The 12242-nt window shown below is 60.4% G+C and carries 12 protein-coding genes; 4 read left to right on the top strand and 8 right to left on the bottom strand.

What is annotated here, in order from left to right:
* Positions 1-13 precede the first annotated feature (13 nt).
* Positions 14-1660 (bottom strand): GMC family oxidoreductase, encoded by a 1647-nt coding sequence (locus A7J50_RS10840; RefSeq protein WP_064451778.1) that lies wholly within the window; start codon positions 1658-1660, stop codon positions 14-16.
* 129 nt (positions 1661-1789) lie between these two features.
* Here A7J50_RS10840 and A7J50_RS10845 point away from each other — a divergent pair, with 129 nt between their 5' ends.
* Positions 1790-2683 (top strand): LysR family transcriptional regulator, encoded by an 894-nt coding sequence (locus A7J50_RS10845; RefSeq protein ID WP_064451779.1) that lies wholly within the window; start codon positions 1790-1792, stop codon positions 2681-2683.
* Between the two features lie 132 nt (positions 2684-2815).
* Here A7J50_RS10845 and A7J50_RS10850 read toward each other — a convergent pair whose 3' ends face one another.
* The 4 genes from A7J50_RS10850 to A7J50_RS10865 all read right to left on the bottom strand — a co-directional run bounded on the left by A7J50_RS10850 (position 2816) and on the right by A7J50_RS10865 (position 7854).
* Positions 2816-4675, bottom strand: a complete 1860-nt coding sequence (locus tag A7J50_RS10850) for a DUF3857 domain-containing transglutaminase family protein (RefSeq protein WP_064451780.1) — start codon at positions 4673-4675, stop codon at positions 2816-2818.
* A gap of 146 nt (positions 4676-4821) precedes the next feature.
* Positions 4822-5922, bottom strand: coding sequence for a DNA alkylation repair protein (locus tag A7J50_RS10855; RefSeq protein ID WP_064451781.1), 1101 nt, complete (start codon positions 5920-5922; stop codon positions 4822-4824).
* A 16-nt stretch (positions 5923-5938) separates the two neighbouring features.
* The gene (locus tag A7J50_RS10860; protein ID WP_064451782.1) at positions 5939-7285 is read right to left on the bottom strand and encodes a glutamine synthetase family protein; all 1347 of its coding nucleotides are present in this window, start codon (positions 7283-7285) and stop codon (positions 5939-5941) included.
* An 11-nt stretch (positions 7286-7296) separates the two neighbouring features.
* Positions 7297-7854, bottom strand: a complete 558-nt coding sequence (locus A7J50_RS10865; protein WP_064454903.1) for a helix-turn-helix domain-containing protein — start codon at positions 7852-7854, stop codon at positions 7297-7299.
* Between A7J50_RS10865 and A7J50_RS10870 the strand changes: the two genes are divergently transcribed.
* The 3 genes from A7J50_RS10870 to A7J50_RS10880 all read left to right on the top strand — a co-directional run bounded on the left by A7J50_RS10870 (position 7853) and on the right by A7J50_RS10880 (position 9934).
* On the top strand, positions 7853-8269 hold the full coding sequence (locus A7J50_RS10870) for a DUF4440 domain-containing protein (protein WP_237140898.1): 417 nt from the start codon (positions 7853-7855) through the stop codon (positions 8267-8269). The two genes, A7J50_RS10865 and A7J50_RS10870, sit on opposite strands and share 2 nt — an antisense overlap.
* A gap of 86 nt (positions 8270-8355) precedes the next feature.
* The gene (locus A7J50_RS10875; RefSeq protein ID WP_064451783.1) at positions 8356-8664 is read left to right on the top strand and encodes an RcnB family protein; all 309 of its coding nucleotides are present in this window, start codon (positions 8356-8358) and stop codon (positions 8662-8664) included.
* A gap of 76 nt (positions 8665-8740) precedes the next feature.
* Positions 8741-9934: an MFS transporter gene (locus tag A7J50_RS10880; RefSeq protein WP_064451784.1), complete on the top strand. Its 1194-nt coding sequence runs from the start codon at positions 8741-8743 to the stop codon at positions 9932-9934.
* A 7-nt stretch (positions 9935-9941) separates the two neighbouring features.
* On the opposite strand, the gene A7J50_RS10885 is transcribed toward A7J50_RS10880, so the two are convergent.
* From A7J50_RS10885 to A7J50_RS10895, 3 genes are all read right to left on the bottom strand, one after another.
* Positions 9942-10217, bottom strand: coding sequence for a DUF1652 domain-containing protein (locus tag A7J50_RS10885; RefSeq protein ID WP_064451785.1), 276 nt, complete (start codon positions 10215-10217; stop codon positions 9942-9944).
* Between the two features lie 14 nt (positions 10218-10231).
* Entirely contained in the window at positions 10232-10483 is a 252-nt protein-coding gene (locus A7J50_RS10890) for a CsbD family protein (protein WP_064451786.1), read from the bottom strand.
* Positions 10484-10614: 131 nt separating this feature from the next.
* Complete coding sequence (locus A7J50_RS10895; protein WP_064451787.1) at positions 10615-12111, bottom strand: PAS domain S-box protein; 1497 nt, start codon at positions 12109-12111, stop codon at positions 10615-10617.
* Positions 12112-12242 lie beyond the last annotated feature (131 nt).

The raw sequence follows: 12242 nt of genomic DNA on the forward strand, positions 1-12242 counted from the left end.
GTGGCGCCGCTATTCAGATTGCATGAACCGTTTCTTTCTGCGGGGCGAGGCTCCTTGTGTTCGGCGAAAGGATCAACTGCGCGGCTTTCTCCGCAATCATCAGTGTAGGTGAGCAGGTGTTGCCGGATGTGATGCGGGGCATGACCGAGGCATCGGCAATGCGCAGGCCGGGCACCCCATGCACGCGCAGTTGGGCGTCGACCACGGCGTCGGTGTCGCTGCCCATGCGGCAGGTGCCCACCGGGTGGAAAATAGTCGTGCCGATACGCGCGGCGGCTTCGTGCAGTTGTTCTTCGGTTTGCAACGACTCGCCAGGCAGGTATTCCACCGGTTTGAACGCGCTCAAAGCCGGTGCGGCGACAATGCGGCGCGTCAGGCGGATCGCGTCGGCGGCTACCCGCAGGTCTTGCGGATGGCTGAGGTAGTTGGGCCGGATCAATGGCGCATCCGCCGGGTTTGCCGAGCGGATATCGATACGGCCACGGCTCTGCGGGCGCAGGTCGCAGACCGATGCGGTGAATGCCGGGAATGCATGCAACGGCTCGCCAAAGCGCTCCAGGGACAGCGGTTGTACATGGTATTGAAGGTTGGCCGAGGTCTGTTCCGGGTCAGAGCGAGCAAAGGCGCCGAGCTGGCTGGGCGCCATCGACAGTGGACCGCTGCGGTCATACAGATAGCGCAGGCCCATGCCCATTTTGCCCCACACGGTGCCTGCGATCTGGTTCAGGGTTCGCGCGTTTTCCAGCTTATAGATCAGCCGCAATTGCAGGTGATCCTGCAGGTTGCCGCCGACGCCGGGCAGTTCATGCAGCACGTCGATGCCCAGCGGCTTGAGCACATTCGACGGGCCGATCCCCGAGCGCTGCAGGATGCCCGGTGAACCGACGGAGCCTGCGCACAGCAGGATTTCCTTGCGCGCCTTCCAACTCACCGGCTGGCCGTGCTGACGCCCGACTACCGCCGATGCGCGGCCGTTTTCCAGCGCCACACGGTCCACTTCCACTTCGGTCAGCACCGTCAGGTTAGGCCGCTGGCGGATCGGCTTGAGAAATGCCTTGGCCGCATTCCAGCGTACCCCGGCCTTCTGGTTGACCTGGAAGTAGCCGCAGCCTTCGTTATCGCCCTGGTTGAAGTCGCTGATCGGCGCAATGCCACTTTGCGCCGCCGCATCGCGAAAGGCATCCAGGATCGGCCAGTGCAGGCGCTGTTGCTCAACGCGCCATTCCCCGCCGTCGCTGTGAAACTCCGAGCCACCGGCAAAATGGTTTTCGCTCTGCTTGAACAGCGGCAGTACATCTTTCCAGGCCCAGCCGGCGTTGCCTTGCGCTGCCCAACCGTCGTAATCCCGGGCCTGGCCGCGCATATAAATCATACCGTTGATGGACGAGCAGCCACCCAGCACCTTGCCTCGTGGGTAACTCAGTGCACGGCCTTGCAGGCCTTCCTGGGCTTCGGTCTTGAAGCACCAGTCGGTGCGAGGGTTACCGATACAAAACAGGTAGCCGACGGGGATATGGATCCAGGGGTAATTGTCGCGGCCACCGGCTTCAAGCAGCAGCACGCGGTGGGCGGGGTTGGCGGACAGTCGATTGGCCAGCAGGCAACCTGCGGGGCCGGCGCCTACTACCACGTAATCGTATTCAGCAGCTGCAATGGGCATCTGAGGTCTCGCTTGTTTTTCTTATTGGCTCCATCCTAGTTGTTAGTTTTCGTCTTAAAAATGTTAGTTTTTACCCAGCTGCTGTGCGTTTTTAAACAGCGCGGCTCAGGCTCTCGCAACGGAGACGACATGTTCGACTGGAATGACTTGCGGTTTTTTCTTGAGTTGCAACGCAGTGGCCGCTTGCTCACCGCCGCGCAGCGCCTGAAAACCACCCACGCCACTGTGGCCCGTCACATCGAGGCGATCGAGAAAAGCCTCGGCACCGCGTTGTTTGTCCAGCACGCGCAGGGCTACGAGCTGACGCCCTCCGGCGAAGCCCTGCTCAAACACGCCGAAGCCATGGAAAACGTTGCGCTGCTGGCCGAAGACGAACTCACCCATCGCGCCGCGCCCTTGGGCAAGATTCGTCTGGGTGTGGCCGAAGGGTTAGGCGTGATGTTCCTCGCCAGTCGCATGGGCGGGCTGTTTGAGCGTTATCCGGGGCTGGAAGTGGAACTGGTGGCCGTGCCGCGCTTCGTCAGCATCCTCAACCGCGAAGCGGAAATCAGCATCCACCTCGAACGACCCAGCGTCGATCAACTGGTCACGCGCAAACTCACCGACTATCGCCTCGCGCTTTACGCCAGCCGTGGCTACCTGGACCGTAACCCGCCGATCGAGAAACGCGAAGACCTCGCCGCCCACGCCTGGATCGATTACGTGGACGACCTGCTGTTCAGCCAGGAACTTAAACTCCTCAGCAGCTTTTGCCGAAACCCCAAGGTGGTGTTCCACAGCACCAGCGTGATCGCCCAGCATCAGGCTGCGCGTTCGGGATTGGGGATTGCCGTGTTGCCATGCTTCATGGCTGCCGGCGATCCGGACCTGGTGCCGTTGCTGCCGGGGGAGGGCATTCAGCGAAGCTACTGGATCAGCTCGCGCCGTGAGCTGCACAAGTCAGTGCGGCTGCGCGTGTTGTGGGATTACGTGGTGGAATTGTGCGCGCGTGAGCAAGGTTTGCTGCTCGGCGAATCCAGTTGAAGAAACCGGATGAACCTGTGGGCGGAGCTTGCTCGCGAAAGCGGCGTGTCAGTCAGTAAATGTATTAACTGAGCCACCGCGTTCGCGAGCAAGCCCGCTCCCACAGGTTGATTGTGTGGTGTCAGGCAGGGGTTAGAGCTTTACCACCTGATGCACCTGTTCGGCACAGGCCCGCGCATCTTCAATCATCTTGCCAAACGCATCACTGGTGATTTGAGCGTGGGTCAACCAACGCGTCTTCTGGCTCAGACGATAGTGGTAACGCAACCCGTCATCCGTGCGTTGCCCTTCCAGATCCAGGTCATACCACGGCGAGCGTACCTGGCAGCCGGGGATCGCTTTTTCCATCTTCCCGCCCGTCAGCACGAAGCTGTAGTCGTGGGTTTCCGGGTTGCCCATGTAGAGATCTGCTTGTTGGCCGTGGCGGCGATAGTTGATAAAGCCGTTCCAGAGACCTTTGAGTGACTCGTCGGTATAGACGTAGTCATTCGCCAGTTTTTCCAGGGCGCGATGGTCGTTCAAGGTTGCGCTGACGGTGTAGCCGTCGTGCACCACAAACGCTGTGGGTGGGCGGGTGATGTGGCAGTCGCTGATCTCGTTGCCGAAGCGCGCGCAGAACTCTTGGTCGGTGGCGGTGGTGCCTTGTTGGCGGTCGGACACGCTCATTTGCATCAGCGGCAGGCGGCTGAAGACGATGGTGGCTTGAGTCGCGCCGTTGCCTTGCTTGTCGTAGTGCACCTGCTTGTTCAGACGCATGCTCGTTTCGGGACGCTCCAGCGGGATATGTTCTTCGCGCACCTGGCTTTGGGCGTCGTTGACCAACACCCAGCGGTCCTGGATGTCGGGCAGCGTCTGGCCTGGGGCGAACACCGGGTTGGTCGGGTCGAGCCACCAGACCTGGCCATCCACTTCGGCGCGAACGATGGCGTGGTTCGGCGCGTTGGTGCCGGGAATCAGCAAGGAATCCACCACTTCGCCACGGCTGACCCACGCCGTCTCGGCCTTGATGCCGCTGGCCTTGAGCATGGCGGTCAGCAGGATCGCCAGGTCTTTGCAATCGCCATAACCATGCTGCTCGATTTCAGCCAGATTGAACGGCACATAGCCGCGCTCTGTAGCGCGCCAGTCGCCCAGGTAGCGGTAGTGATCATTGATGTGCTGCATCAGGGCGGCGACTTGTTCAGCCGGCGGTAAACCGCGCGCGGCGGCCACGGCCGCGGCACTTTGCGCTGGCAGGGTGGCCCCGAGGATCTGGTTGTAGCGTTGGGCGAAATCACCGAAATACGCTTGGCGATCCAGGGCGCTGCCCACTTCCAGGCGCGGTATGCGCAACAGTGCGGCGCCAGGGGATTCATTGATGTAGTTGAGGTAAATCGGGGCTTTTTGTACCACGTCCAGGGTCTTGCCGTCGGCCGACGCGGTCACGGTGAAATCGTCGAACAGTTCGCTGCGCCACTGGATCGGTCGCTCAGCGGTAAAGCGTGCCTTGACGTGGTCGCGACGGACAGCGCTCGGGCCGAACTTGAGGGCGTAGTGAAACTGGGTCATCAGCGGCTTGGCCGCGCGATGTTCGCGCACGGTGTAACGAATCTGTGTACCGACGCGCAGGTTCGGAAAGGCCAGGGAGGTCTGTTTGTCGCGGCGAAAGCCCTGGTCCGGGTTGGGCGCGGTGCGGGTGTCGATTTGCGCAGCATCCAGCGCGATCGGCCTGGCGCCTGGCTGGGTGGATTGGGCGCTGATTACTTCAAAGGTGTCGCCTTCGGAGTAATCGAAGTCGATACGCGAGAGTATTTCGCGGCCGTTGGGCGCAAGGATTGTGTAGTGATAGGTGGTGGTGCAGTCGGTACTGGCATCGCGGTTGAAGTGGCAATGCAACTCGGTGTCGCCGGCCAGCGGGGCTTCGGCCATGGGTTGCAGTGCGGCGTTAACGGAGTGGGTAACCAGCCCCAGACTGAGGGCAATCAAAGGGCGGTGAAACGAAAAACGGTACATGGGCGCCTCGGGTGACACATTGAAACAACTACCCTGTGGGTAGCAAGAAGGCGCAGATGATAATTGATCTCAATAGCTAAGGCCAGGATTGTTCTACAATTTATTGGTCTGAAAGGCCCGTTCTAGAGCCTTTTGTGTAAGAAATGTCAGGCTTTATTCAGCTCGAACTCGGCGCTGGCGAGCTTCTCGCCATTGATCAGCACGTGTACCCAGTGTTTGCCTGGGTAGTGCTTGCGTGTGGTCAGCTCACGCATATGTTGTTCGCGGCGAATGCTGTGGTGCTCGCCCGCATCCAGGGTAAGCACCTTGAGCTTGAACACTTTGGCTGCGCTATGCCCCGCGCTTTTTACATAGTCGATGGCGTAGTCCACCACCAGCTTTTGTGCGGTGGCGGCAGTGGACTCCAGGCTGAAAGAGAGGCTGATGCGCTCGCCCAGGTTGATCACGGCCGGGGTGACCGTCAGGTGGTGAACCTTCACCTCGGCCCTGGCACCGGCGCCCATTATTGTCAGCGCACGGGTGTTGCCTTGCTTGATCAGGCTGCGCAGTGCATGGCGGGCGATCCACGCGGTGTGCGGGTTATCCAGGTGCCAGCCTTCGATCAGGCTGAGCACCCAATCCGGGTCATCCTTGGTGATGTCATTGAGGTGGTTGGCCACGGATTTGCGCACATACAGGCTGCTGTCAGCCTTGAGGTTATCGAGGATCGACGCGCACAACTCGGGGTTGGCCTGCACTTCGGCGAGGCGAAAGGACCAGGGCAGGCGCGGGCGCGAGCCTTCGCTGGCCAGGCGCCGTACATGTTCGTTGGCGTCCAGCGACCATGCCTGCATCACGGCCAGCGTGCGCTTGAAGTCGTGCAGCAAAAAGTGGCGGATGGCGAATTCGGCCGAGCCAAACGTGGTGAAATATTTGAGCGCGGCCATGGAGCGTTTGAAGTCACCTTGGCCGTAACTGGCCACATAGTGCGGCAGGAACAGGCTGACAAACCCACTGTTCAGGCGCGGGGCGAGGGCGTAAAGCAGCTTGAGGGTTTGCGCATAATCCAGTGGGATGACGGCGTGGAGGCTTTCGCTGACCCGCGCCATGCGCTGCATCACCGACAACTCGGCAAGCCCTGCCTTGGCGTGCTTGAGGAACCCCTTGGCGTCGAATGCCGGGTACACCGCCGACATCTCGCTGGCAATGTGTTGCAGGCGCTCGAAATTGAAGATTTCCTTGAGGGCTGGGGCGCTTTGCTCGGTCATCGGGGGTTCCAGGGCGTTAGAGAAACCAGCGGTATTCCCGCGCGTTGATCTCTTGTTGAAAGGCCAGGTGATCCTGGCGTTTGTTCTCGCAATACACGTCGACAAATTCGGCGCCCAGCTTATCGCGCACGACCGGTTGATGTTGCATGGCGCGCACGGCATCGAGCATTTCCAGGGGGAAGTCGGCGCCGCTGTTACGGTCTTCGTTCAAGGGGGCGATGGGTTCTTGCCTGGCTTCAAGGCCATGCTCCAGACCGGCGAGAATCGCTGCCAGCACCAGATACGGGTTGGCATCGGCACTGGCCAGGCGGTGTTCGATACGCAGGTTGCGCGGGTCGGACTCGGGAATGCGCACGCACGCGTCGCGGTCCTCAAAGCCCCAGCTGGCGCGGGTCGCCGCATTGACCGTGCCACCCAGGCGGCGAAAGGCGTTGTGGTTGGGCGAGAAAATAGGCATGCAGTGCGGCAGTAGTTCCAGGCAGCCGGCCACGGCGTGACGCAGCGGTTGTTGCTGGTGCGCCGCCAGCACATTGTTGCCCGCGCCGTCGTACAGGCTCACATGCACATGCATGCCGCTGCCCGGGTATTGCAGATAAGGCTTGGCCATGAAGCTGGCGCGGTAACCATGCTTGAGTGCCACGCCTCGGGTGCTGCGGCAGAACAGGGCGGCCCAGTCGGCGGCGCGCAAGCCGTCGTCAAGGTGGCCGAAGTTGATTTCAAACTGGCCGGGGCCAAGTTCGGCGGTTATCACCGTGATGTCGATGCCCTGGTCCCTGGCGGTTTGTGCCATATCGTCGAGCACGTCGGAAAAGCGCGACAGCCGTTCGATATGCAGGTTGGGCTGGTCATCGGTGTCATCGCTCAGCGGGTCGCGGGCAAATTGCGGCAGGCCGCTGTCGAGCTTTTTATCGAACAGATAGAACTCCAACTCGAACGCCACCACCGGATGGATGCCTTTGTGGTGCAGGCGCTCCAGGACCTTGGCCAAGACTTCCCGGGGTTCGAATTCGATAGGCGCTTCGGTGCCGTCCGAGGTGATCAGCATTTGCCCCAGCGGCTGTGACTCCCAGCTCACCGGCTTGAGCGTGCCAGGCACCAGGCGCCGGTTGGCGTCCGGGTCGCCATCGTGGAAGCAATAGTCACCAATCTTGAACAATCCGCCCTGAGCCCCCAGCAGCACAGCGTTTTGCGGCAGCTTCAACGGGCTGCCGGCGGCGACTTTTTCCAGCATGTCCACCGGGTAGCGCTTGCCGTAGAAATGCCCGGGAATGTCCAGGGCGATCAGGTCGACGTAACGCACCTCGGGATGGTTCTGGCGGAAAGTCCGTACTTCGGCCAGCAAACTGGATGAATGGCTTTTCACGGGTGTCGCTCCTAGTTGTAAACCCACAGCACGCGGGCGGGCAGCTCAGTCAGGTTGGCGTAGCGGCAATGGGCGAAACTGGCGAGGTGGAAGCTGTCGCCTTGGCCGAGCGTGACCGAGTCGTCCTCACCGTCCACCCACAGCGTCAACTCGCCCTCCAGCACAAAACCGGCCTGCTCGGCGCGGTCGCTCATGGTGTGTTCGCCACTGTTGGCGCCGGGTGCGAGCAGGCTGTCGAGCATCGAAAAGGCGGCGTTCATGCTCGGCGAGACCAGGATGTCGGTGATGCCATTGGCGTAATACACCGTGCGCCGCTCGTTGGGGCGGGTGACCCAGGCCACCGCCTTGGGTTTGGGCAGGCTGTAGAAGTAGGTGGTGGGCACATCGAGGGCGTGGCTGATGGCGGTCAGGTCCGCCACGGTCGGGCGCGACAAGCCGCGTTCGACCTGAGACAGGAAACCCACCGAGCGCTCGATTTTTTGCGCAAGTTGGGCGAGGGTGAGTTTCTTGTGCTTGCGCAGGTCGTGGATCAGGACGGCCAGGGTGTCGAGTTCTTGTTGTTGGTTCATGAAATTTATTTCGATAAATTTCATGAAAAATTACAGGATTTATTTCATGGGAGCAATGGACATGGCATTGGAAGCGCTTTTATTCGAGCAGGAACAGGCGCTGCAGGGGTGCACCACACGTTCAGACGCAGCCCGACTGTCGCAGTTGCTGGCCGATGATTTTTTTGAGTTTGGCGCCAGCGGGAATGTTTGGGGCAGCAAGGCCGAAATAATTGCCGGCTTGTTGGATGAAGTGTTTTGCGCGCGGAGCATGACCGGGTTTGCGGTGAACGTGTTGGGTGAAGGCGTAGCGCTGGTGACTTATCGCGGCTATCGGGAAGGGGTCGGGCATTCGTTGCGCAGTTCAGTCTGGCGCGAAGAGGCTGGGCAGTGGCGGATGGTGTTTCATCAGGGCACGCCGGTGGCCGTTGTATAACCCGCCTTGAAGTCGAGTTCTGGCTGAATGATTCCGCGCGTCCGCGGTCGGAACCTGGGTACGCATCATTCATTGAAGGAGCACCCATGAAGTCTAAAACCCTCGCCGCTTGCCTGCTGGTCGCCACCGGCCTGTCCACCGCCAGTTTTGTCGTGCAGGCCGGTGATACGCCCCAAGAAACCGTAAAGCCTTCAAGCATTAACGCCCGCGACCTGAAAGAGGGCGACCGCGCCCCGGATATGCTGATGCGCAAGGAATCGGCGGTCAGCGACTGGAAGAAGCGTGGCCTCAAGCAGCCTGAGGCAGATAGCCAGTGGGCTCGGGTGGGTGACAGGTTTGTGCTGCTGAAAACCACCAACGGCACCATTCTCGAGATCACTCCCGTCAAGAAATGACCGGTCTTTTTTCCTGGCGCTTGCGCTAAGGTAACCGACCACACCGGTCGCGTTACCTTCAAAGGCTGAGAGCAGGATGTTTGCCACCCTGAAAAACTACCCGCGTAGCGTTAACCTGCTGTTGTGCGCCACGTTACTGCTGACCTTGGCCAAGGCGATCACCTTTCCGTACCTGGTGATTTACCTGATCGACCACTTCGGCCTCGACATTACCCAAGTCGGTCTGGTGATCGGCAGTTCATTGATCGTCGGCTCATTGCTCGGCGTGTACGGTGGCTTTCTGGTCGACCGTATCCACAGTTACCCACTGCTGCTCGCCTTGAGTGCGCTGTTTGTACTGGGGTTTGTCGGCACGGTCGTGGCCCACCACCTCTGGCTGTTTTACGGCTGCCTGATCCTGATCAACCTCGCGTATGCCGTCATCGATATTGCAATCAAAGCCGGCTTTGCCAGCCTGCTGCCTGAAGACGCGCGCAGTGGAGTGTTCTCCATCAAGTACACGCTCACCAACATCGGTTATGCGGTGGGGCCGTTTCTGGGCGCGATGGTGGCCAAGGGGGATATCAGCCTGCCGTTTATGTTGTCGGCGCTGCTCGGCGCGGGGTTCTTTCTGTTGTACTGGCGCTGGGGCGATCGCACGTTGACGACTGCCGATGCCGCGCAGAAACCGGTGTCGTTCCTGGCTGTTGGCCGCGTGCTGTTACGCGATCACCGATTGGTGTGCTTCACCGTCGGCGGTTTGCTCAGCGCGGTGGTGTTCGGCCAGTTCACGGCCTACTTGTCGCAGTACCTGATGACTACCAGCACTGCCGAATACACCTACAGTGTGATCAGTGCGGTGCTCACCACCAACGCCGTGCTGGTGATTGCGTTGCAGTATGTGATTGGCCGGCGTATTTCCCACCGTTACTTGAGCCAGTGGCTGATCGCTGGCCTGGGCATGTTCATGTTGGGTGTGATTGGTTTTGCACTGTCCACCAGTGTGCTGTGGTGGGTGTTGGCGATGGCGGTATTCACCGTGGGGGAGATTATCGTGGTTCCGGCCGAGTACATGTTTATCGACCGGATTGCCCCGGACCCTCTGCGGGGCATGTACTACGGTGCGCAAAACCTGACCAACCTCGGCGCCGCCCTGGGCCCGGTATTGTGCGGGCTGGTGCTGGCCAGCCTGCCGGCCCACGCGATGTTCTACATGCTGGCGGCGTTTATCGTGGGCGGTGGGGTGTTTTACTTTATTGGCGCGTCGTTGAAACCGCGGCCGCTTGAGTAACGCGCAGTTATTGCGCCGAAGGCGACAGGGGCAGGTCGTCCAGCGTCAGCCGCCCCATGGTGTTGCTCTGCAGTTCATAGCGCAGTTCTTCGACCATGTTTTCCACGGCATGGGCCGACTGCAACTTGTTGACGCTGATACCCGTTACCACCAGGTCAACCCGGCCACTCTCGGCATCGAACACTTTCAGTGTCAGCGAAGCGTCCCGGCACAAGGTGAATTCGCAGGTTAGCGGCAGCAGGGCTTCTTCGATGCAGTTACGCAATTGGGAGAGCGTGAACATGGTGCTCAGCCTCCTCAACGGCGACGCAGCAACAGACCCACGAGCAGACCGATTCCGGCAACAACAGCCACGGTAGCCAGTGGTTTGTTTTTGGCAAAATCACTCACCGTATCCAGCGCGTCGCCATAGGTTTGCTGCAATTGGCCTGCGGCCTGGCGGGCAACACCTTCAGCTTGCAATTGCTCGTCACCGGTCAGGTCGCCGATAAAACCCTGGGCCTTGCCAGCGACCTTCTCCACGGCGCCTTTGACTTGTTCGCTTTTCATGGTGCATTCCTCAAAGAGATCAAACCTTTACGGCACGGGACTAAACGCCCTGTGCCCACTCTTCAAGGTTAAGCAGCGCATCGCGACGCAATAAGGCGAATTTGCACTGGTCGCACTAGTGCATTTGCACTCTATTTCTTGCTTTTAACTCGCAATTCACCGGCGAACAGCCCGCGTTCACGGGCCCACACGATGGCTGCACTACGGCTGTGCACGCCCAGCTTGGAGTACACGGTGGCCACGTGGTTACGCACAGTGTTAGGGGCCAGTTTCAGGCGCGATGCAATTTCCTTGTCGGCCAGGCCTTCGCAAATCAAGCCCAGCACATCACGCTCACGGGCCGTCAAATCGGTAAAGCTCACGCTCGGCAAATTGGGGCTGTTGACGCTCTTGGCGTTGGCCAGTTTCTCGATCAGGGTCTGGCTGAACCAGGAGGCGTCCTGCATCACTTCCTCGATGGCCGCCACCAGCTCCAGCTCCGAGCGTTTGCGTTCAGTGATATTCATCATCACCAACAGGTAGCAGGGCACGTCCTGGATGAGCACGGTGTCCGCGGAGACCACACAGTCGATCACCTCGTTGCCTTTCTTGCGCACCTTGAGGTCCTGGCCGTCGAGGTTGCCGGCTTTTTCCAGGGTGGCGAACAGCTGCGCGCCTGCCTGGGCGCTGTCGATAAAGTGGATGTCTTCGACGGTCTTGCCGATCAGTTCTTCGCTGATGTAGCCCGTGATGTTCATGAACGCTTCGTTGATATCCACCACCTGTCGGTTGGCGGCGCTGCACACCAGCGTCGGCACTGGTGTCAGGCGGAAGGATTTGGCGAAGCGTTCTTCGCTCTGGCGCAGGGCGGTTTCCGCCTTGCGTCGCGGCTCCAGGTCGGTGAAGGAAAACAACATGCAGTCTTCCTCGTTCATGTCCAACGGCTGGCCGGCGACGATCACCAGCTTGCTACCGCCCTCGGGCAGGCGCAGTTCGGCCTGCATCTGCGGGATGGTCGCGCCTTCGCCCAGGCGCTGCACGGCCAGGTCCTTGCGCTCGGCGTGTTCCAGCACATCCAGTTCATACACAGAGCGGCCGATGACCTGGTCACGGTTGTAACCGGTCATCTCAAGGAAACCCTGGTTGACCTTGATGTAGCGCAAGTCACTCAGGCGGCAGATCACGGCGGGCGCCGGGTTGGCGTTGAAGGTTTTCTCGAAACGCTGCTCGGCGCTGGCCCACTCGGTGGCGTCGCTGAGGATCAGCACCAACAGCTCCGGCTCGCCGTGAGCGTCGTTCAGTACCAGGCTGCGCAAGCGATGGACCCAGCGGCGGTCTTCGTCGGCGGCGGGGGTGACTTCCACTATCACGTCGCTGAATTCTTCACCGGCCGCCACGCGGCTGAGCGGGTAGTTGTCCAGCGGCAACGGATGGTTGTTGCGGTAGCGCAAGGCGAAGCGCTCGGCGTATTGCTTGGTATTGGCGCCGAGCTGCTCGATGTCGCTCACCCCATGCATGTTCAACGCGGCTTCGTTGGCCCAGAGGATGGTCTGGTCGACCTCGGCCAGAATCACACCGTCGGATAACCCTGAGATGATCTGCTGCAAATGGCGGCGGTTGGTTTCTTTCGCGAGGACATCCTGGCTCATGGTTTCTCCCGGTAGATAGCTCTTGGGGGTACGACACCCGGGGTTGAGGATAGTGCAGAGAAAGTGTGGGTGGGGAAGTGCGAATGTACCAGTCGACCTAGTGCATTTTGGCCACGACTGAACGTATGTCC

This window comes from Pseudomonas antarctica (assembly GCF_001647715.1).
GTDB classification, from domain to species: domain Bacteria; phylum Pseudomonadota; class Gammaproteobacteria; order Pseudomonadales; family Pseudomonadaceae; genus Aquipseudomonas; species Aquipseudomonas antarctica_A.

Excerpts from the sequence above, each read along its gene's own strand:
- A7J50_RS10845 (WP_064451779.1), top strand. The coding sequence starts at position 1,790 with ATGTTCGACTGGAATGACTTGCGGTTTTTTCTTGAGTTGCAACGCAGT.
- A7J50_RS10885 (WP_064451785.1), bottom strand. The coding sequence starts at position 10,217 with ATGTTCACGCTCTCCCAATTGCGTAACTGCATCGAAGAAGCCCTGCTG.
- A7J50_RS10865 (WP_064454903.1), bottom strand. The coding sequence starts at position 7,854 with ATGAACCAACAACAAGAACTCGACACCCTGGCCGTCCTGATCCACGAC.
- A7J50_RS10895 (WP_064451787.1), bottom strand. The coding sequence starts at position 12,111 with ATGAGCCAGGATGTCCTCGCGAAAGAAACCAACCGCCGCCATTTGCAG.
- A7J50_RS10880 (WP_064451784.1), top strand. The coding sequence starts at position 8,741 with ATGTTTGCCACCCTGAAAAACTACCCGCGTAGCGTTAACCTGCTGTTG.
- A7J50_RS10855 (WP_064451781.1), bottom strand. The coding sequence starts at position 5,922 with ATGACCGAGCAAAGCGCCCCAGCCCTCAAGGAAATCTTCAATTTCGAG.
- A7J50_RS10840 (WP_064451778.1), bottom strand. The coding sequence starts at position 1,660 with ATGCCCATTGCAGCTGCTGAATACGATTACGTGGTAGTAGGCGCCGGC.
- A7J50_RS10875 (WP_064451783.1), top strand. The coding sequence starts at position 8,356 with ATGAAGTCTAAAACCCTCGCCGCTTGCCTGCTGGTCGCCACCGGCCTG.
- A7J50_RS10890 (WP_064451786.1), bottom strand. The coding sequence starts at position 10,483 with ATGAAAAGCGAACAAGTCAAAGGCGCCGTGGAGAAGGTCGCTGGCAAG.
- A7J50_RS10850 (WP_064451780.1), bottom strand. The coding sequence starts at position 4,675 with ATGTACCGTTTTTCGTTTCACCGCCCTTTGATTGCCCTCAGTCTGGGG.
- A7J50_RS10870 (WP_237140898.1), top strand. The coding sequence starts at position 7,853 with ATGAAATTTATTTCGATAAATTTCATGAAAAATTACAGGATTTATTTC.